Here is a 20246-nt window from a genome sequence, read left to right as displayed (position 1 = left end):
TGGGCCACTGGCGTCCGGTGGTTCAGGAAGGTGGCAGCTGCAGCGGGTCGTCGTCCCCGCGGCGGTTGCGCGGGTCGGCCGCGGGGCCGCTCTCCTGGACGTCCTGCTTGACCTGCGACAGCGGCGGCGGGGTCGGGATCTGCGGCGTGGTGCCCACCGGCTGGTCGGTGATGCTGGTCAGCTCGATCTTCGCCTCCGGCTGGTCGGCCGCCCGGGGCAGCTGCGACTCGAACCAGGTGCTGGTGTCCAGCCCCGGGCGGGGCCCGTCGCCCCCGCCGTTGGAGCCTCCGCCGTTGCCACCGGAGGACTCGCCCACGTCGAGCCAGGACCGGCTCTCGCCGTCCTCGGACCCACCGCCCAGCTTGGACAGCCCCTCCAGCGCCTTGCTGAACTCGCTGGGGACGATCCACATCTTGTTGGCGTCGCCCTGGGCGATCTTCGGCAGGGTCTGCAGGTACTGGTAGGCCAGCAGCCCCTGGTCGGGCTTGCCGTCGTGGATGGCCTGGAAGACCGTCTCGATCGACTTCGCCTGCCCCTGCGCCTGGAGGAACAGCGCGGCCCGCTCACCCTCGGCGCGCAGGATCCGGCTCTGCCGCTCGGCCTCGGCGTCCAGGATCGCGGCCTGCTTCTTGCCCTCCGCCGACAGGATCGCCGCCGCCTTCTGGCCCTCGGCGGTGGTGATCGCCGACTGCCGCTGCCCCTCGGCGGTGAGGATGACCGCGCGCTTGTCGCGGTCGGCGCGCATCTGCTTCTCCATCGAGTCCTGGATGGACGGCGGCGGGTCGATCGCCTTGATCTCCACCCGGGCCACCCGCAGGCCCCATGGCCCGGTGGTGCCGTCGAGCACGCTGCGCAGCTGGGAGTTGATCCCGTCCCGGCCGGTGAGCGCGCCCTCCAGGTTCAGCCCACCCACGACGTTGCGCAGCGTCGTGGTGGTCAGCTGCTCCATGCCGGTGATGTAGTTCGCGATGCCGTACACGGCCAGTCGCGGGTCGGTGACCTGGAAGTAGACGACGGTGTCGATGCCCACCTGCAGGTTGTCGGCGGTGATCACCGGCTGCGGCGGGAAGGAGATCACCTGCTCACGCAGGTCGATCGTCGCGCGCACCCGGTCGACGAACGGGACCAGCAGGGCCAGGCCCGGGGAGAGCGTGCGGCTGTAGCGACCGAGGCGCTCGACGACCTTTGCCTGCGCCTGCGGGACGATCGTCACGCTCTTGGCCAGCACGAAGACCACGAGCACGGCGATCACGATCAGCGCGATCAGGGCGGGTTCCACGAGGGAGGTGCTCCGTTCCTAGGAGGCGGTGCGTGCCACCGATCCTGCCCCTTCCGGAACGGTGGGTCACCCCTCGGGACCCGCGCGTCACCCGATCGCGACCTCAGATGTGGCTGACGTAGGCGATCGGGCCCTCGATCTGCACGATGCGGACCTCGTCGCCCACGTCGTAGGCCTCACCGTCGAGCTGCGTGCGCGCCGTCCACTCGTCGTCGCCCATCCGGACCCGTCCGGCGTGCTCGTCGACCCGCTGGCTCACCACGGCCGTGCGGCCGACGTAGGTGGCGACCCCGTCGATCTGCTCCGGCGTGCGGTCCACCAGGTGCCGCTTGGCGACCGGCCGGACGACGACGAGCAGCGCGGTCGAGACGACGATGAACGCCACCAGCTGCAGCAGCACGTTGTCGGTGAGGAGGGCCACGCCCATCCCGCCGAGCGCGCCGCCGGCGAACATGAGCAGCACCAGGTCCAGGCTGGCGACCTCGCCCGCGGCGAACAGGCCGGAGGCGATCAACCAGAGCAACCAGGCAGGCACGCTCCGCAGTCTGGCACGGACCCAGCCGGACGGGGCGGCGCACGGGCGCCCGCGTCCGGCCCGCCAGGCCTGCGGTCACGGTGGGTGGCGGGGCCGTCGTAGCCTCGACAACCGTGCACGATCTCGCCGCCGGCCGTCTCGCCGTCTGGGCCACCGCCTGGCTCACCGGCCGCTGCTCCTACGACGACGCGCTGGACGCCACGACAGGGGTCACCGCCCACCGGGTCGCCGGCATGCCCGGGACCGACGAGGCGGTGCCGCTGGGCTGGGCGCTGACCGCCCTGCGCAGCCTCGGGGAAGAACGGCTGCGGCTGGTCCTCCCCAGCCCCGGCGACACCCGCGGCGTGCCGGCGGTCCCCGCGTTGACCGCGCTGGCCCTGGACTCGGGCCAGGTCGCCGTCGGCGCCCGGGTCGCCCTCGTGCCCGAGGAGCTGGGCACGGAGATGGTGGCCTGGACGGCGGTCGCGCTGGACGGCGCTCCGCCGACCGCCCCCGCCGTCGAGGGGACGCTGCGGGCGGCGTCCGGGGCGCTGGACCTCGCGGTCGGGGATGCGGCGCGCACCCTGGCCTCCCTGGACCTGGCCCGCTGGCACCCCGAGGTCCCCTCGCTGCTCGCCGGCCTCGCCAAGGGCGTGCGGGCGCCCGGCCTGCCCGAGGACCACGACCCGCTCGCCGTCTCGGTGCTCGGGCGGGCGCAGCGGCTGCGCCAGGTGCTCGACCTGGCCATGGCCGACGCCCCTGGTGCGGCCGTCACCCACGCTCAGGCGGCGGCCCGGGACGAGGCGCTGCGCCCGCTGGCCACCGCCGTCCGCGAGGCCACCGTTGCCGCCTACAACTGGGTGCCGCGCGGCTGAGCCGGGACGCGCACGGGTCAGCTCGGGGAGAGCTCGCGGGCCATGCACACCGAGGTCGCACTCACCACGTAGGGGCCGAACCTGGGCACCTCGACGAAACCGTGCCGGCGGTAGAACCGGATCGCCGCGTGCTGCTGGTCGCCGGTCTCCAGCCGCAGCAGGCGCACGCCGTGCGCCACGGCGTGGTCGACCAGGGCAGTCATGATCGCGTCCGCGGTACCGGTCCCTCGGCACGCCGGGACGACGAAGAACCTCTTCAGCTCGGCCGTGCCGTCGCCGGGCACCTCGACGCCACCGAGCCCCACCAGCTCGCCGGCTGACCGGGCGCCGACCAGGTGCACGTCAGATGCCGCGAGTTGCTCCGGCGAGTAGCCGAACGTCTCCTCGGCCCGGTAGCCGCCGCCGGCCAGCTCAGCGGTGAGCGCGTCGACGAGCGCGAGCACCTCGGGCTCACCGACGTGCACCGGGACGACCTGCACGTCCGAGGGCGCCCCACGGTCGCTCACCGGGACACCGGGGACCATCAGGCGGCCGGACGCGCCGGACGCTGGACGAAGCAGCAGGAGGCCGGGCAGTTGGTGCCCAGCCGCGGTTCGCCGCCGGCGCGACGCTCCTCCAGCAGCTCCCGCAGCGACCGGACGAACGCCTCGTGGGTGCCGGCCGTCGCCGCGCGGGCGAAGGCCAGGCCTAGCTCGCCGGCGGTCTCCTCCGCCTCGTTGTCCAGGTCCCAGATGACCTCGAGGTGGTCGCTGATGAAGCCGACCGGGAAGACGACGACCGCCTTCTCCCCCGACTCGGCGAGCGCCCGCAGGTGGTCGTTGACGTCGGGCTCCAGCCACGGCACGGACGGCGGCCCGCTGCGGCTCTGCCAGACCAGGTCGAACGGCCGCCCCGGGGCGGCGGCGTCCACGACCGCCTGCGCCGCCGCCTGCAGCTCTGCCTCGTAGGCGCTGCCCTGCGGCCCGGCGACGGCGGCCATCGCGTTCGGGATGCTGTGCGCGGTCGCCACCAGCCGGGCGCTGCCGCGCAGGTCCTCCGGAAGCGAGGCGATCGCGGCGGCCAGCGCGTCGGCGTTGGCCTGCACGAAGCCCGGTGCGTCGAAGTAGTGCGGCAGCTTCTCCGCGGTGGGACCGGCCGGCGCGGTCGGGTCCAGCTCCAGCGCGACCCGGGCCCGGGCGACGTCCTCATGGTACTGCCGGCAGCCGGAGAACGAGGCGTACGCGGAGGTGGCCAGCACGAAGGCGTGCTCGATCCCGTCCTCGGCCATCTGCCGCCAGACGTCCTCGACGTAGGGCGCCCAGTTGCGGTTGCCCCAGTACACCGGCAGGTCGGTGCCGGCGGCGGCGAGCTCGCCCTCCAGCGCCGCGACGAGCGCCTTGTTCTGGTCGTTGATCGGGCTGACGCCGTCGAAGTGGTGGTAGTGCTCGGCGACGGCCTCCAGCCGCTCCGGCGGGATGCCGCGGCCGCGGGTGACGTTGAGCAGGAACGGCATCACGTCGTCGTGGCCCTCGGGGCCACCGAACCCGAGCACCAGCAGCGCCTCCCGGCGGCCGGCCGGCGCGGACTCGGCCGACGGCGCGACGCCGCCGTTGTTGCGGACGGCGAGTGAGGGCTCCTGGTCGGGCAGCTGCCCGGCCGGGGTGATCGAGGCGCCCTCCGGCAGCGGGTACCGCGGGCGGGACAGGTCGGGCGCGGGCACCGCGGTCACACGCCCACCGCGTGGAAGCCGCCGTCGACGTGCACGATCTCGCCGGTGGTGGCCGGGAACCAGTCCGAGAGCAGGGCCGCGACGGCCTTGCCCGCCGGCTCGGTGTCGGTGACCGACCAGCCCAGCGGCGCCCGGCCCTCCCATGCCTCCTCGAACTGCTGGCTGCCCGGGATCGACTTCATCGCCATGGTGCGCAACGGTCCGGCGGCGACCAGGTTCACCCGGACGCCCTCGGGGCCGAGCTCGCGGGCCAGGTAGCGGGAGGTCGACTCCAGCGCCGCCTTGGCCGCGCCCATCCAGCCGTAGACCGGCCAGGCGACGGTGGCGTCGAAGGTCAGCCCGACCACCGAGGCGGTGTCGCCGAACAGCGGGCGGCAGGCCTGGGTGAGGGAGGCCAGCGACCAGGACGAGACCTGGAACGCCGTCGCGGCGTGCTCCCAGGCGACCTCGGGGAACCCCTCCCCCATCGCCTCCTGCGGCGCGAAGCCGATGGAGTGCACGACGCCGTCCAGGCCGTCGACGTGCTCGCGCAGCCGCTCGGCCAGCGTCGACAGGTGCTCGGTGTCGGTGACGTCGAGCTCGACGACCGGCGCCTCCTGCGGCAGCCGCTTGGCGATCCGCTGGCACAGCGAGAACGCGCGCCCGAAGTTCGACAGGACGACGGTGGCGCCCTGCTCCTGCGCGATCCGCGCCGCCGAGAAGGCGATCGAGGCCTCGGTCAGCACACCCGCGATGAGGATCTTCTTGCCGTCCAGAATGCCCATGTCAGTGCCCCATCCCCAGTCCGCCGTCGACCGGGACGACCGCCCCGGTGATGTACCCAGCCGCGTCGCTCGCCAGGAAGCGCACGACGCCGGCGATCTCGTCTGCCTCGGCGAGCCGGCCCAGCGGCACCTGCCCGAGGATCTCCTGCTGCCGCTTCTCCGGCAGCTCCGCGGTCATGTCGGTCGACACGAACCCCGGTGCCACCACGTTCGCGGTGATGTTGCGGGTGCCCAGCTCGCGGGCGATCGAGCGGGCCAGCCCGACCAGACCGGACTTGCTCGCCGCGTAGTTGACCTGACCGGCCGAACCGAGCAGCCCGACGACGGAGGAGATGAAGACCATCCGCCCGGCCCGGGCGCGCACCATCTTCGGCGCGGCGCGCTTGGCGACCCGGTAGGCGGCGGTGAGGTTGGCGTCGATGACGTCGGTGAACGCGTCCTCGCCCATCCGCAGCAGCAGCCCGTCGCGGGTGATGCCGGCGTTGCTGACCAGCACCTCGACCGGGCCCTGGTGCTCCTCGACCTCGGTGAACGCGCGGTCGACCGCGGCGGCGTCGGTGACGTCGCACTGCACGCCGAACAGCCCTTCGGGAGCGCCACTGCCGCGGTGGGTCACCGCCACGGAGTCACCCGCCTCGGCGAACGAGCGGGCGATCGCCAGCCCGATCCCCCGGTTGCCACCGGTCACCAGCACCGACCTGCCCACTGCGCCCACCTCATCGAGCCGACCGTGCGTTTCGTCGAGGTGAACCTAGTCGGTGGGCTCAGGTCACACCCGGGCGAGGCCCGGTGCCGGTCGTCGACCGGGCGGCCGGGCGGAGGTGGCGGGAGACTGACCAGGTGACGTCGTCCCCGCCCGGGCAGCGCGGCCTGGTCCGGCTGCTCAACACCGCCGACGGGCGGGCGCTGTGCCTGGCCGGCGCGGTGGACGCCGAGGCGGTGCTGGCGTTCCAGCGCCGGTACGGCCGGGAGCCGGTGCGGGTGGACGTGATCGACGCCGGGTCGGTGACCGCGCTGTCCGGCGCGGCCCTGGAGCTCGTCCGCGACCACCTGGACGTCGCCGCGCTGGGCGGGCGGGACGTCGCGCTGCGGCGGTCGGAGGTGTTCGGTCGGCTCCTCGCCGACACCTGAGCACCGCCGCACCCGGCCTCCCCAGGGCGGGTGGGCCGTCGTGGTGGCGGTCAGGTGCCGGAGGCCCGGCTGGGTATCGTCCCGGGGTCAGGCACGGCAGGCACCGACCGAGGAGCGCAGCAGCGGGGTGCGCAGACCGTCACCGAGCATGCTCGACGTCGCCCGCGCGGCCGGGGTGTCGCTGGGCACCGTCTCCAACGTGCTGAACAACCCGGGCAAGGTCGCCGAGGGCACCCGTCGCCGGGTGGAGACGGCGATCGAGCAGCTCGGCTTCGTCCGCAACGGTGCCGCCCGCTCCCTCTCCTCGGGCACCAGCTCGACGTTCGGCTTCGTGGTCATCGACCTGAGCAACTCCTTCTTCCTGGACATGGCCCGCGGCGCCGAGCAGGAGGCCAGCCGCTCGGGCATGAACGTGCTGCTGGCCAACGCCGACCTCGACGACGACAAGCAGCACACCTACCTCGATCTCTTCGAGGAGGAGCGGGTCGCCGGCGTGCTGCTGGCGCCGCAGCAGAACGCCCTGGGCGAGACGACGTCCCTGCGCGCGCGGGGCATGCCGTTGGTGGTGCTGAACGACCCGTCGGTGGGCCCGGAGGTCTGGACGGTGCAGACCGACAACGTGCACGGCGGCCACCTCGCCGCTCGGCACCTCATCGAGCTGGGGCGGCGGCGCCTGGTCTTCGCCGGGCCGGACGACCTCACCGTCGTCCGGCAGCGCCTGGAGGGGGTCGAGCGCGCCGTCCGCGAGAGCGGCGGGGCGGTGACGCTGGAGCGGATGCACACCTCCGGCGTCCGGGTGGAAGACGGTCGCCGGGTCGGCGCCGACCTGCTGGCCCGGCCGGCCCGGGACGTCCCGGACGGCATCGTCGCCGGCGCCGACCTGCTGGCGCTGGGCCTCATCCAGTCGCTGGTGGTCGACCGCCGGCTTCGGGTGCCCGAGGACGTCGCGGTGGTCGGGTACGACAACAACCGGGCCGCGTGGAACAGCGTCATCCCGATCACCACGCTGGACCAGGCGGGTGAGGAGATGGGCCGCCGGGCCACCCAACTGCTGCTGGCCCAGCTGGACGGGAGCCCGGCCGGGACCGAGCGCTCGGTGACCCTCGAGCCCTTTCTGATCGCGCGGGAGAGCACCGTCGGACGGGCGTCCGAGACCCCCTGACCGGCGCGGTCGGCGAGCTGGCGTTGACCCCACATGTGACGACGGTTACGTTCTTCGCACGGTCGTTGAAGCGCTTCAAACCACCGACCGGTCCGGTACTCCTGAGAGGACGACGCTGTCCCATGACGACCCACCCACCCCGACGAGGCCGCCACGGCTTGGCCCTGCCGATCGCGCTCACCGGCCTGGTCACGCCACTGCTCGTGGTCGCCGCGCCGACGAGCGCGGCCGCGACACCGACGAACGCGGCCACCGACTGCTCCGACACCACCGCGTACCCCTGGATGGACACCACCGCCACCGCCGACGAGCGGGCCCAGGCGCTGCTGGACGCCAGCACCCCGCACCAGGTGTACCGCTGGCTGGTGGAGCAGCCGGCCAACGCCCCGCAGCAGACCACCTTCGGCGGCGTCACCTACCCCGCCCAGGTGCCGTGCACCCCGACCGTGGTCTACACCGACGGCCCGGACGGCGTCCGGTTCACCCCCGGGGTCACCGCCTTCCCCGCCCCGATCGCGGTCGCGAGCACCTGGGACGAGGAGCTGACCGAGGCGCGCAGCGCGGCCATCGCCGCCGAGGCGTTCGACAAGGGCAAGAACGTCGTCCTCGGCCCGGGCCTGGCCAGCGGGCGCACCCCGCTGTCCGGCCGCACCGCCGAGTACTTCGGCGAGGACCCGCTGCTCACCGGGCTGCTGACCGCGGCCACCGTGAACGGGCTGGAGGAGAGCGGCGACCCGGACCAGGCGGTGCTGTCCAACCTCAAGCACTACGTCGCCAACGAGCAGGAGCTGGACCGGCAGACCAGCTCGTCGAACGTCGATGAGCGCACCCGGCGGCAGATCTACGACCTGCCCTTCGAGATCGCCCTGGACCGCAGCTCCCCGGCCAGCGTCATGTGCTCCTACAACCAGGTCAACGGCGTGTACGGCTGCGAGAACCCGCTGCTGGACGACGTGCTGCGCGACGACCTCGGCTTCGACGGCTACGTGGTGAGCGACTTCGGCGCCGTGCACTCCACCGCGCCGAGCCTGGTGAACGGGCTGGACCAGGAGCTCAACCGGCCGATCTGGTTCACCCCCGAGCGCCTGGACCAGGCGCTGGCGGCCGGGGACGTCACCCAGGCGCAGATCGACCAGGCGGCGTTCCGGGTCGTGCGCACGTACATCGACGGGGGGCTCTTCGACCACCCGCTGCCGGCCACCCCGGTCGCCGACGCGTCCACCCCGGAGCACGAGGCCCTGGCCCGCCGGGTCGCCGCGGAGGGCAGCGTCCTGCTGCAGAACGACGGCGTCCTGCCGCTGGCGCCGGCCGCCGGGGACACCATCGCGCTGATCGGGCCGACGGCGTCCAGCACCCCGACCGACGGGGTCAGCGCCGCCTCGGTCTGCTCGATGGCCTGGCGGTTCAACAACGCCGGGACGATGGAGTGCGAGGACCTCGTCTCCCCCGAGACGGCGATCCGCGAGCGGGCCGCGCAGGACGGCGCGACCGTCACCTTCACCGACGGCAGCGACGTGGCAGCCGCCGCGGCGGCTGCGGCGCAGGCCGACGTCGCCGTCGTCTTCGGCTACCAGCGGTCCGGTGAGTTCAGCGACCTGCCCGACCTGCGGCTGCAGGGCAACGGCGACGCGCTGATCGAGGCGGTGGCCGCGGCGAACCCGGACACCGTCGTCGTGCTGCAGACCGGCAGCGCGGTCGAGATGCCCTGGGTAGACGACGTCCGCGCGGTGCTGGAGACCTGGTACGCCGGTGAGCAGATGGGCCCGGCGACCGCCGACCTGCTGTTCGGCGACGTCAACCCCTCCGGCAAGCTGCCGATGACCTTCCCGGTCTCCCTCGCCGACACCCCGACCGCGGCCTCCCCGGACCGGTACCCGGGCACGTTCGCCGACGGCTCGACCACCCGCGCCGAGGGCAGCACCGAGATCCGGCAGGTCGAGTACGGCGAAGGGCTGCAGGTCGGCCACCGCTGGTACGAGGCCCAGGAGATCGACCCGCTGTTCGCCTTCGGCCACGGGCTCAGCTACACCGAGTTCGAGTACAGCCGGGTGAAGGTGACGCCGGTGAGCAACAAGGAGGGCCGAGAGGTCCGGATCCGTTTCCGGCTCACCAACACCGGTGACCGCGCCGGCACCGAGACCGCGCAGGCGTACCTGAGCCTGCCCGACGAGGCGGGCGAGCCGTTCCGCCGGCTGGTCGGCTGGGAGCAGGTCACGCTGCAGCCCGGCGAGCACCGCACCGTCGAGATCGTCCTGACCGAGGAGGACCTGGCCGAGCTGCACCTCCTGCAGGTGTGGGACGAGGACGCCGGCAGCTGGGCCACCCCGCGCGGCCGGTACGAGGTGACCGTGGGCGGCTCGATCGAGGCGACCGAGCGGTCCCGGTTCCGGATCCGCTGATCCGACACGTCGAACGGGGCGGGGAGCGCAGTGCGCTCCCCGCCCCGTTCGACGTCGTCCCCGGCAGGTCAGTCCAGGCGGCGGCCGTCGGTGGTGGCGAACAGGTGGGTGCGCGCGGGCTCGGGGCGGACGTGGATGGTCGAGCTGCGGGCCGGGACCCGCCGACCGTCCACCCGGACGACGACCGGGTGCTCGGCCCCGGCGATCACCGTGTGGCCGTAGACGAACCCGTCCGCGCCGAGCTCCTCCACGACGTCCACGGTCACCGGGAGCCCGTGCTCGGCCAGCTGCAGGTCCTCCGGCCGCACCCCGACCAGCACCCGCTGGTCACCCGCCAGGGCCAGGGCGGCGCGGTCCACCGGCAGGGTGCTGTCCCCGAACTGCACTCCCCCGTCGACGACCGGGAGCTCCAGCTGGTTCATCGCCGGGGAACCGATGAAGCCCGCGACGAAGGCGTTGGCCGGCCGGTCGTAGAGCTCACGGGGCGACCCGACCTGCTGCAGGACGCCGTCCTTGAGCACCGCGACCCGGTCGCCCATCGTCATCGCCTCGACCTGGTCGTGGGTCACGTAGACCGTGGTCACCCCGAGCCGACGCTGCAGCGAGGCGATCTCCGTGCGGGTCTGCACCCGGAGCTTGGCGTCGAGGTTGGACAGCGGCTCGTCCATCAGGAACACCTGCGGCTGGCGGACGATCGCCCGGCCCATCGCGACCCGCTGCCGCTGCCCGCCCGACAGCGCCTTGGGCTTGCGGTCCAGGTACTGCTCGAGGTCGAGGATGCGGGCCGCCTCGCGCACGCGGGTGGCGCGCTCCTCCTTGCCCACCCCGGCGATCTTGAGCGCGAAGCCCATGTTCTCGCCCACCGTCATGTGCGGGTAGAGGGCGTAGTTCTGGAACACCATCGCGATGTCGCGGTCCTTGGGGGCGACGTCGGTGACGTCCACGTCCCCGATCCGGATCGCGCCGCCGTCCACCTCCTCCAGACCGGCGAGCATCCGCAGCGAGGTCGACTTCCCGCAGCCGGACGGGCCGACCAGCACCAGGAACTCACCGTCCTCGATGCTCAGGTCCAGCGCGTCGACCGCGGGGCGGTCGGCGCCGGGGTACAGCCGGGTCGCGGCGTCGTAGACCACGGTCGCCATCGTCAGCGTCCTTCCAGGAGTCCACCGGGCGGTACGTCCGCTCGGGTGCGGGGCGTCCCCGCCGGGTGCAACGGGCCGGCCGGGCTCATCGGTCGGCCCAGTCCGGCGGGACGTCGGCGGTGAGGCGATGGCGCCCCGGGCCGACCTCGCGCGGTGCCTGCAGCGGCAGCTCGACGGTGGCGGTGGTGCCGGTCGGCACCTCGACCTCGACGTCCAGCCGGCCCTCGGTCCAGTGCCACTCGATCGCGACCGGCCCGTACGGCGAGGTGTGCCGGGCGCGCGCCCAGGTGAGGCCCCCGCCGGGCTGCGGCCGGAACGACACCCGCCGGTAGCCGGGCTCCGCCGGGGCGAGGCCGGCGACCGTGCGGTGCAGCCAGTCGGCCACCGCGCCCAGCGCGTAGTGGTTGAACGAGGTCATGTCGCCGGGGTTCACCGAGCCGTCGGGCAGCAGGCTGTCCCACCGCTCCCAGATGGTGGTTCCGCCCTGCCGCACGGTGTAGAGCCAGGACGGGCAGTCCTGGCTCAGCAGCAGGTCGTAGGCCGCGGAGACCTGACCGGTCCGGGCGAGCGCCTCGGTGACCAACGGGGTGCCGGCGAACCCGGTGGCGATCCGGTTGCCGGCGGTGTGCACCAGGTGCGCCAGCCGGGCCCCGGCCGCCGTCCGGTGCTCGGGGAGCAGCAGGTCGAAGCAGATGGCCAGCGCGTACGCGGTCTGCGTGTCGCTGGTCAGCCGCCCGGCCGCGGTCACGTACCGGCTGCGGAAGGCGTGGCGCACCTCCTCGGCGAGTGCGGCGTGCCGCACCGCGTCCTCGCCCCGCCCGATCTCCGCCGCCGTGCGGGCCAGGTGCTCGGCCGACCAGGCGAAGTAGGCGGTGGCGACCAGGTACGGGTCGGTGACCGAGGCGGTCGGGTCCTCCGGCGGTGCGGCCGGGTCCAGCCAGTCACCGAGCTGGAACCCGCGGTCCCAGACCCGGTCCGGGCCGGCCAGCTGTTCCACCAGGTCGACCCAGGCCCGGGCGGACGGGTACTGGTCGGCGAGCACCTGCCGGTCGCCGAAGCGCTCGAACAGCACCCACGGGGTGAGCACCGCGGCGTCGCCCCACACCGCGCCGGGCTGCGGGGGCGACCACATCTGCCCGCCGGGCACGTAGGGCACGTACCAGGGCACGGTGCCGTCGGGCAGTTGCTCGGCGGCGAGGTCGCGCAGCCAGGACCGCAGCATGCCGGCGCAGTCGTAGAGGAAGGCGGCCGTGGGGGCGAAGACCTGGATGTCACCGGTCCAGCCCAGCCGCTCGTCCCGCTGCGGGCAGTCGGTCGGCACGTGCACGAAGTTGCCGCGCATGCTCCACACGACGTTCTCGTGCAGCCGGGTGACCAGCGGGTCCGAGCAGGCGAACCACCCGGTGCGCTCCATGTCGGTGTGGTGCACCCTGGCGGTGACCGCGCCGGGGTCGAGCTCGCCCGGCCAGCCGCTGACCTCTGCGTACCGGAAGCCGTGCAGGGTGAAGTGCGGTTCCCACTCCTCCGGTCCCCCACCGGCCAGCACGTACTCGTCGACCGAGGCGGCCTCGCGCAGCGGCCGGGTGCAGAGCCGGCCGTCCTCGAGCACCTCGGCGTGCCGCAGCCGGAGCACCGTGCCGGCGGGGCCGTCCACCCGCAGCCGCAGCCGGCCCACCAGGTTCTGCCCGAAGTCGAGCAGGAAGGTGCCCGGCTCCAGCGGCGTGACCGAGACGGGCGCCAGCTCCTCGGTGCGCCGCACCGGCGGGCCCTCCGGGGCGACCAGGGTCGCCGGGTCCCGGGGTGACACGTCGGTGGCCGGCCGCCAGTCCCCGACCGGCGAACCGGGGGACGACCAGCCGTCGACGTCCGCGCGGGCGTCGTGCCGCTCGCCGGCGTAGAAGCTGGCCGACGTGGTCGGCGCGGGCAGCGCGGTCCAGCCCTCCGGCCCGGACGCCACCACCGCGGTGGACCCGTCGGCGTGGTGCAGCTCCAGCTGGCAGAGCACCGCGACCCGGTCGCCGTAGATCTCCCGGGTGCCGCCCTCGAAGCCGACCAGACCGCGGTACCAGCCGTCGGCCAGCCGGACGCCGAGCGCGTTGGCCCCCGGCCGCAGCAGGTCGGTCACGTCGTGGGTGGCGTACTGCAGCCGAGAGTCGTACGACGTCCAGCCGGGGGCGAGGACGTCGTCGCCCACCGGCGCACCGTTGACCTCGGCCTCGGCGACGCCGTGCGCGGTCAGGTACAGCCGCGCGGCCACCAGGTCCTCGCGCACCGCGAACTCCCGGCGGAGCAGCCACACGCCGTCCGGCGGGGTGCCCGGTCCGGGGCCGACCGGCACCGCCGACCAGTCCTCCGGGGACAGCAGCCCCGCCTCGACCACGGCCGGCGCCGACCAGCCGGACTCCCGGCCGTCCACGCCACAGACCCGCACGCGGACCTCGGCCCGCTCCCGGGAGCGCAACGGCTCTCCCGGCCAGGGGACGAGCAGCGAGTCGGTGCCCTCGACCCAGCCGGTGGTCGTCGTCCGCCCGGCACGGTCGACCGCGACCTCGTACCCCGCCTGGACCCAGCCCTCCCCCGCCACCGTGGCCCAGGTCAGCCGGGGAGCGGGCTCCCCGATCCCCAGCGCCGCCCGGTGGTGCTCGAACCCCAGCCGGACGACCTGAGGCGCCAGGTCGTCCGCCGGCTGCCCGGCGCCGGCGGCCGCGACGTCAGCCCTTGACCGCACCGGCTGCCATCCCGCGCATGACCCGCTGGTTCAGGAAGAGGTAGATGGCCAGGATGACCAGCACGTTGATGCAGATCGCGGCGAAGGTGGGCCCGTACTGCACGACCCCGAACTCGCCGGTGAAGTTGAGCAGGCCGGCCTGGACCGTGCGCAGCTCGTCGCGAGTGGTGAACGTCAGCGCGATGAGCAGGTCGTTCCACATGAAGAAGAACTGCACCAGCGCGATCGTGAAGATGGCGTTCTTCATCATCGGGAAGGCGATCGAGACCAGCGAGCGCAGCATGCTCGCCCCGTCCAGGGTCGCCGCCTCGAACACCTCGCGCGGGATGGCCCGGAAGTAGGTGGCCATCAGGAACACCGTCAGCGGCAGGCCGGTGGCCGTGTAGGTGATGATCAGCGGCCACAGAGTCTGGGTCAGGCCGGCCTGGAAATACACGGTGAACAGCGGCAGCAGGATCATCTGCCACGGCACCATGATGCCGACCAGGAAGACCAGCAGGACGGTGTTCCTGCCCTTCCAGACCATGATCTCCAGGGCGAACCCGGCTGCCGTGCCGATCACCAGCATGACCAGCAGGGCCGGGAAGACGGCCAGCGTCGAGTTCAGCAGGTACTGGCTCACGCTCCCCCAGGCGTCGCCGAAGTTCGCCAGGTTGGTGAAGTCCTCGGGCAGCGCCCAGGTCGGGGAGTTGAGGAACTCGTCCTGGGTCTTGAACGCGCCCAGCACCAGCCAGACCAGCGGGTAGAGCACGCTGACCAGCAGGAGGGCCACGACCGCGTACAGCGGCAGCTTGCGGAGCGTGCGCATCGGCCGCCGGCGGCGCCGCGGCCGCGGAGCGGGGCGCTCCCCGGTACGGAGGTCGGCGTGCGGTGCGATGAGAGGGGTCGTCGTCATGATCAGCCCTGGGTCAGGTCGCGCCGCGACGTCTTGAAGATCAGCAGGGTCACGAGCAGGGACAGCACCGTCAGCGCCAGGGCGATGGTGGCGCCGTACCCGTAGTCGCCGGAGGCGAAGGAGGTGCGGTACATCGCCAGCGTGAGCGGAGTGGTCGCCGTCCCGGGGCCACCGCCGGTGAGGGCGTAGATGGAGTCGAACACCTTCAGCGTCCCGTTGATGCTGAAGATCAGCGAGGAGATCAGCACCGGGAACGACAGCGGGATGACGATGTTGCGCACCAGTCGCCAGCCCGAGGCGCCGTCCAGCCGGGCGGCCTCCAGCACGTCCTCGGGGATGTCGATCAGGCCGGCGTACAGCAGGACGGCGTAGAAGCCCATCGACCGCCAGATGTCCATGACCGCCAGCACGACGAAGGCGTTGCCGGGGTCGCCGAGCCAGTTGACCGACTCAAGCCCGAAGGCGTTGAGCAGCGCGTTCACCGGCCCGGTCTGCGGGGCGACCTCGAAGAGCTTCTGGAACAGCAGCGCGACCGCGACGGTCGGCATGACCACCGGGAAGAACACCAGGGTGCGGATCAGCGCCGAGGCCCGCTTGAGCACGAACACGTAGAGCAGCGAGAGCACGTAGCCGAACAGCACCTGCCCGACGGTGATGACGACCGCGTACTTGACCGTGAACCAGAGTGCGTCGGCGATCTTCGGGTCGCTGAACAGGCGGCTGAAGTTGTCGAGGCCGGCGAACTGGAAGCCGGAGATCACGCTGCCGTCGAAGACGGTGTAGCCCAGCGACCACAGCATCGGGACGAGCATGACCAGCGTGTAGATGGCCAGCGCTGGCGCCAGCAGCACCAGGATGGTGCGCCTGTCGCCGAGGACTTCTCTCACGGACTGTCCGCCTTCCGAGGTCTTCCGTGTGCCGAGCACCGGTGCGGGCAGCGCGGTCCGCGCTGCCCGCACCGGATGGTGAGGAGGGTGCTGCCGGTCAGCCGAGCTCGGCGGCGACGGCGGCCATGAAGTCCTCGCCGCTCATCTGGCCGGAGCCGAGCAGGCCCGCGTTCTGCTGGCTGGCCGTGGTCGCCGAGGCCGGGAAGAGCGCCTCGAACCACAGCACGCTCTCGTCGGTGGCCTCGATCTGGTCCTGCACCAGCCCGGTCAGCGGCGGCACCTCGACCTCCTCGCTCAGCTCGAGGCCGGTGATCTGGCCGTGGTCGCGCAGCGCCACGGTGCCGTAGTTGCCGGCGATGCACTCGACCCAGGCCTGCGCCTGCTCGTCCTCGGCGACCGAGGACGAGAGCACGATCGAGGTGCCGAGGTTGGTCGGCGTCTGGTCGCTGTTGCCCGCGCCGCCCTCGACCTCGGGGAAGGGCAGGAAGCCGATGGCGTCCTCGCCGATCTGGTTCGACTCCGGGTCGTTGAAGTCGGCCAGCGCCCACGAGCCCATGTACATGAAGGCGGCGCCGCCGGTCAGGAACGTGTTGATCGCCGTGGCGTAGTCGATCGAGGTCGGCGCCGGGCCGAAGTAGCCGGCCTCACCGAGCTCGGCGATGGCGTCGGCGGCCTCGACGTACTCGGGGTCGGTCAGGCTGGCCTCGCCGTCGGCGATCGCCCGCATCGCGTCCGGGCCGATGGTGCGGAACAGGTAGGCGCCGACCCAGCGGCTGACGCCCCAGCCGTCGCCACCGGAGCCGGCGTTGGAGATCGGCTGGACGCCGGCGGCCTTGAGCGTCTCGAAGGCGGCGACCAGCTCGTCCCAGGTCTGCGGGACGGCGATGCCGTTGGCCTCGAGGATCTGCTTGTTGAACCAGATGCCCTCGATGTTGAGCTCGACCGGCAGGACGAGCTGGTCACCGAAGATCTGGTCCGCCGCGGACTCGGCAGCCGGCACGATCGCGTCGGCCGCCTCGCCGCCGGAGAGCACCTCCCCGACGTTGGCGACCTGGTCGTTGTCCGCCAGCTCGCGGATGAGGTCCGGGGTGTTGGCCGGGAAGAGGTCCGGCAGTGCGCCCTGGCCGGCCAGCAGCTGGATCTGCTGGTCGACGCTCTCCTGCGCCTGCTCGGTGATGTCCAGCGCCAGCGCACCGTTCTGGTCGGCGCACTGGTCCTCGCTCAGCGAGGTGATCACCGAGTCCTGCGTGGTGTTCTCGTTGAGCGACATCATGGTGAAGCCGTCGTCCGAGGACCCGCCTCCACCGTCACCTCCGCCACCACATGCGGCGAGGGCGAGGGACACGGTGACGGCACACGCCACCCGCGGAGCCCATGTCCGGCCAGTCGACTTCATCGTCACCAGTCCTCCTGAGTACTTCGGATTGAAGCGCTTCAACTGCGCCGAGAAAGTAGCGCGCGCCACATCCCCGGGTCAATCAGCTGGCCCCGGACCGTGACCGCACCGCAACCTGTCAGCCGCGCCCCGCCGGCAGCCGAACGCCGGCCCGGGCTCCGCAGTGAACCAGCCCGCTCCCCCGGCGGGGGCAGGTACCTGGCCGGGCGGGTGAGCGCCCCCGCGTGGAAGAGCTGCTGCAGGACGTCGTCAACGTGCTGGTCGTCATCGTGGAGGCCTGCGGCGCCGCGGGGTGATCATCGTCGGGGCGGTGTGGGCGTTTCCTGCGGTTCCTCTGGGTGGGCCTGCGCCACCACGACGACCGGGCGTTCGTCCCGGTCCGCCTCACCCTCGGCCGTTTCCTGGCGCTGGGCCTGGAGTTCCAGCTCGCCGGCGACGTGCTCCGGACGGCGGTGGCCCCGAACTTCCGGGAGATCGGCCAGCTGGCCGCGATCGCGGCGATCCGGACGGCGCTCAACTGGTTCCTCGGCAAGGAGATCGCCGAGGAGCGTCGCCAGGTGGCCGAGGAGGACCAGGCGAAGGCCCGCGCGGCCGGGGACCAGCCGTCCGGCGCGCCGACCGCCGACCGGCCGGTCTGACGCCGTTGCTGGCCGATCTCTCCGGCGTCCTCGCACAGCTGCTCACCGCAGCCGCGCTGGCCGCCGGCGCGGTCGCCCTGGTCACCACCCGCCGGCCGGCGCTCGCCCTGGGCGTGCTGCTGGACCTGCTGGTGGCGGCCGGGCTGCGCCACCTGATCGGCCTGGGGCTGCGGATCAGCGCCCGTTCGGTGTCCGGCTCACCGGCGGCGCGGCCGAGCCGGCGGTGGCCGGCTGGCGGCGTGCTGGTCCGCCCGGCCTGGCGGCGCGGACGGCTCCTGCGCGGCGCGACCGGCGCGGTCAGCTGCCGACGTAGGCCGCCAGGTGCTCGGCGGTCAGGGTGGTCCGGCCGGCGACCAGGTCGGCCGGGGTGCCCTCGAACACGATCCGCCCGCCGTCGTGCCCCGCGCCGGGCCCCAGGTCGATGATCCAGTCCGCGTGCGCCATCACCGCCTGGTGGTGCTCGATGACCAGCACCGACGTGCCGGCGTCGACCAACCGGTCCAGCAGGGCCAGCAACTGCTCGACGTCGGCCAGGTGCAGCCCGGTCGTCGGCTCGTCGAGCACGTAGACCCCGCCCCGCTCCCCCATGTGGGTGGCCAGCTTGAGCCGCTGCCGCTCGCCGCCGGACAGCGTGGTCAGCGGCTGGCCGAGGGTGAGGTAGCCCAGCCCGACGTCGGCCAGGTGGGTGAGGACCTTGTGCGCCGCCGGGGTGCGCGCCTCGCCGGAGCCGAAGAACTCCTGGGCCTGGGCTACCGACATGGCGAGCACCTGGCTGATGTCCTTGCCGCCGAGGTGGTGCTCCAGCACCGAGGCCATGAACCGGCGGCCCTCGCACTCCTCGCAGACGGTGGCGACGCCGGCCATCGTGGCCAGGTCGGTGTAGATGACCCCGGCGCCCTTGCAGGTGGGGCAGGCACCCTCGGAGTTGGCGCTGAACAGCGCGGGCTTCACGCCGTTGGCCTTCGCGAACGCCTTGCGGATCGGGTCGAGCAGTCCGGTGTAGGTCGCCGGGTTGCTGCGCCGCGAGCCCCGGATGGGGGTCTGGTCGACGGTGACGACGCCCTCCCGGCCGGACACCGAACCGTGCACCAGCGAGCTCTTCCCCGAGCCCGCCACCCCGGTGAGCACGACGAGCACCCCGAGCGGGATGTCGACGTCGACGTCCTTCAGGTTGTGCGTGTCCGCTCCGCGCACCTCCAGGACGCCGGACGGCGTGCGCACCGCGGGCTTCAGCGCCGCGCGGTCGTCGAGGTGCCGGCCGGTGAGGGTGCCGCTGGCCCGCAGCCCCTCGACGGTGCCCTCGAAGCAGATGGTGCCGCCCGCCGTCCCGGCTCCGGGGCCGAGGTCGACGACGTGGTCGGCGATCGCGATCGTCTCGGGCTTGTGCTCCACGACGAGCACGGTGTTGCCCTTGTCCCGCAGCTGCAGGAGCAGGTCGTTCATCCGGGCGATGTCGTGCGGGTGCAGGCCGATCGTGGGCTCGTCGAAGACGTAGGTGACGTCGGTGAGCGAGGAGCCCAGGTGCCGGATCATCTTGGTGCGCTGCGCCTCGCCACCGGAGAGCGTGCCGGCCGGCCGGTCGAGGGAGAGGTAGCCCAGCCCGATCTGCACGAAGGAGTCGAGGGTCTCCCCCAGCCCGGCCAGCAGCGGCGCCACCGAGGGCTCGTCCAGCTTGCGCACCCAGTCGGCCAGGTCGCTGATCTGCATGGCGCAGGCCTGGGCGATGTCGACGCCGTCGATCTTCGACGAGCGGGCGACCGCACTGAGCCGGGTGCCGTCGCACTCCGGGCAGGTGGTGAACACGACGGCGCGGTCGACGAACGCCCGGACGTGCGGCTGCATCGCCTCCCGGTCCTTCGACAGCATCGACTTCTGGATCTTCGGGATCAGGCCCTCGTAGGTCAGGTTGATCCCGTCGACCTTGATCTTGGTCGGCTCCTTGTGCAGCAGGTCGTGCAACTCGGTCTCGGTGAACTCGCGGATCGGCTTGTCCGGGTCGAAGAAGCCGCAACCGCTGTAGATCCGCCCGTACCAGCCGTCCGCGCTGTAGCCAGGGACGGTGAACGGGCCGTCGTTCAGCGACTTGCTGTCGTCGTAGAGCTGGCTGACGTCGATGTCGGTGACCCGGCCCATGCCCTCGCAGCGCGGGCACATGCCGCCGGTGATGCTGAACTCACGGCGCTCCTTCACCGTCCTGCCGCCCTGCTCGAAGGTGACCGCCCCGGCGCCGCTGACCGAGGCGACGTTGAAGGAGAAGGCCTGCGGCGAACCGATGTGCGGCTGCCCGAGCCGGCTGAACAGGATGCGCAGCATCGCGTTGGCGTCGGTGGCGGTGCCGACGGTGGACCGGGGGTTGGCCCCCATCCGCTCCTGGTCGACGATGATCGCGGTGGTCAGCCCGTCGAGTACGTCGACGTCCGGCCGCGCCAGTGAGGGCATGAACCCCTGGACGAACGAGCTGTAGGTCTCGTTGATCAGCCGCTGGGACTCCGCGGCGATGGTGCCGAACACCAGCGAGCTCTTGCCCGAGCCGGAGACGCCGGTGAACACCGTCAGCCGGCGCTTCGGCAGCTCCAGGCTGACGTCCTTGAGGTTGTTCTGCCGCGCGCCCAGCACGCGGATCCGGTCGTGGCGGTCGGCGGCGTGCTCCGGTGCGGTGCTCACGTCTCTCCTCTGCGGGCGGGGCGGTGGTGGCGCTCGGTCAGCCTGGCGCAGATCGGCCGGCACG

General features: G+C 72.9%; 17 protein-coding genes. 5 read left to right on the top strand and 12 right to left on the bottom strand.

Annotated features, from left to right (window positions below):
* Positions 1-22: 22 nt before the first annotated feature.
* Positions 23-1279 (bottom strand): SPFH domain-containing protein, encoded by a 1257-nt coding sequence (locus tag HLA93_RS18240; protein ID WP_222195860.1) that lies wholly within the window; start codon positions 1277-1279, stop codon positions 23-25.
* Between the two features lie 103 nt (positions 1280-1382).
* A complete protein-coding gene (locus tag HLA93_RS18235; RefSeq protein WP_222195859.1) occupies positions 1383-1814 on the bottom strand; it encodes an NfeD family protein in 432 nt (143 codons plus the stop codon).
* A 113-nt stretch (positions 1815-1927) separates the two neighbouring features.
* On the opposite strand from HLA93_RS18235, the gene HLA93_RS18230 reads away from it, so the two are divergent.
* Entirely contained in the window at positions 1928-2668 is a 741-nt protein-coding gene (locus tag HLA93_RS18230; RefSeq protein WP_222195858.1) for a hypothetical protein, read from the top strand.
* Positions 2669-2685: 17 nt separating this feature from the next.
* Here the strand turns inward: HLA93_RS18230 and HLA93_RS18225 are convergent, their stop codons facing one another.
* From HLA93_RS18225 to fabG, 4 genes are read right to left on the bottom strand one after another with little or no spacing between them, the layout of a single operon-like run.
* On the bottom strand, positions 2686-3174 hold the full coding sequence (locus tag HLA93_RS18225; RefSeq protein ID WP_222195857.1) for a GNAT family N-acetyltransferase: 489 nt from the start codon (positions 3172-3174) through the stop codon (positions 2686-2688).
* 17 nt (positions 3175-3191) lie between these two features.
* Positions 3192-4376, bottom strand: coding sequence for a ferrochelatase (locus tag HLA93_RS18220; protein WP_308128231.1), 1185 nt, complete (start codon positions 4374-4376; stop codon positions 3192-3194).
* A complete protein-coding gene (gene fabI, locus HLA93_RS18215) occupies positions 4373-5140 on the bottom strand; it encodes an enoyl-ACP reductase FabI (protein WP_222195856.1) in 768 nt (255 codons plus the stop codon). The genes HLA93_RS18220 and fabI overlap by 4 nt, the downstream gene beginning before the upstream one ends.
* A gap of 1 nt (position 5141) precedes the next feature.
* Positions 5142-5846: a beta-ketoacyl-ACP reductase gene (gene fabG / locus HLA93_RS18210; RefSeq protein WP_222195855.1), complete on the bottom strand. Its 705-nt coding sequence runs from the start codon at positions 5844-5846 to the stop codon at positions 5142-5144.
* 134 nt (positions 5847-5980) lie between these two features.
* Between fabG and HLA93_RS18205 the strand changes: the two genes are divergently transcribed.
* The 3 genes from HLA93_RS18205 (at position 5981) to HLA93_RS18195 (ending at position 9832) form a co-directional block, all read left to right on the top strand.
* Positions 5981-6271 (top strand): hypothetical protein, encoded by a 291-nt coding sequence (locus tag HLA93_RS18205; RefSeq protein WP_222195854.1) that lies wholly within the window; start codon positions 5981-5983, stop codon positions 6269-6271.
* A gap of 148 nt (positions 6272-6419) precedes the next feature.
* Complete coding sequence (locus tag HLA93_RS18200; protein ID WP_222195853.1) at positions 6420-7433, top strand: LacI family DNA-binding transcriptional regulator; 1014 nt, start codon at positions 6420-6422, stop codon at positions 7431-7433.
* A 158-nt stretch (positions 7434-7591) separates the two neighbouring features.
* On the top strand, positions 7592-9832 hold the full coding sequence (locus HLA93_RS18195) for a beta-glucosidase (RefSeq protein ID WP_222195852.1): 2241 nt from the start codon (positions 7592-7594) through the stop codon (positions 9830-9832).
* A 68-nt stretch (positions 9833-9900) separates the two neighbouring features.
* Here HLA93_RS18195 and HLA93_RS18190 read toward each other — a convergent pair whose 3' ends face one another.
* The 5 genes from HLA93_RS18190 to HLA93_RS18170 all read right to left on the bottom strand — a co-directional run bounded on the left by HLA93_RS18190 (position 9901) and on the right by HLA93_RS18170 (position 16847).
* Positions 9901-10974, bottom strand: coding sequence for an ABC transporter ATP-binding protein (locus tag HLA93_RS18190; RefSeq protein ID WP_222195851.1), 1074 nt, complete (start codon positions 10972-10974; stop codon positions 9901-9903).
* 85 nt (positions 10975-11059) lie between these two features.
* Positions 11060-13702: a glycoside hydrolase family 78 protein gene (locus HLA93_RS18185; protein WP_308128230.1), complete on the bottom strand. Its 2643-nt coding sequence runs from the start codon at positions 13700-13702 to the stop codon at positions 11060-11062.
* Positions 13686-14597 carry a carbohydrate ABC transporter permease gene (locus HLA93_RS18180; protein WP_222195850.1) on the bottom strand — a complete coding sequence of 304 codons (912 nt, stop codon included), beginning with the start codon at positions 14595-14597 and terminating at the stop codon, positions 13686-13688. Before HLA93_RS18180 ends, HLA93_RS18185 begins: the two co-directional genes overlap by 17 nt.
* A gap of 2 nt (positions 14598-14599) precedes the next feature.
* Entirely contained in the window at positions 14600-15484 is an 885-nt protein-coding gene (locus HLA93_RS18175) for a carbohydrate ABC transporter permease (protein WP_222195849.1), read from the bottom strand.
* A gap of 97 nt (positions 15485-15581) precedes the next feature.
* On the bottom strand, positions 15582-16847 hold the full coding sequence (locus HLA93_RS18170) for an ABC transporter substrate-binding protein (protein WP_222195848.1): 1266 nt from the start codon (positions 16845-16847) through the stop codon (positions 15582-15584).
* A 356-nt stretch (positions 16848-17203) separates the two neighbouring features.
* Here HLA93_RS18170 and HLA93_RS18165 point away from each other — a divergent pair, with 356 nt between their 5' ends.
* Entirely contained in the window at positions 17204-17518 is a 315-nt protein-coding gene (locus HLA93_RS18165; protein ID WP_281425458.1) for a DUF1622 domain-containing protein, read from the top strand.
* A gap of 297 nt (positions 17519-17815) precedes the next feature.
* Here HLA93_RS18165 and HLA93_RS18160 read toward each other — a convergent pair whose 3' ends face one another.
* Complete coding sequence (locus HLA93_RS18160; RefSeq protein ID WP_308128229.1) at positions 17816-20182, bottom strand: excinuclease ABC subunit UvrA; 2367 nt, start codon at positions 20180-20182, stop codon at positions 17816-17818.
* Positions 20183-20246 lie beyond the last annotated feature (64 nt).

The sequence above is a fragment of the Modestobacter italicus genome, from assembly GCF_019799965.1.
GTDB classification, from domain to species: Bacteria; Actinomycetota; Actinomycetes; order Mycobacteriales; family Geodermatophilaceae; genus Modestobacter; species Modestobacter italicus_A.
This window is presented reverse-complemented; position numbering and strand designations above follow the sequence as displayed.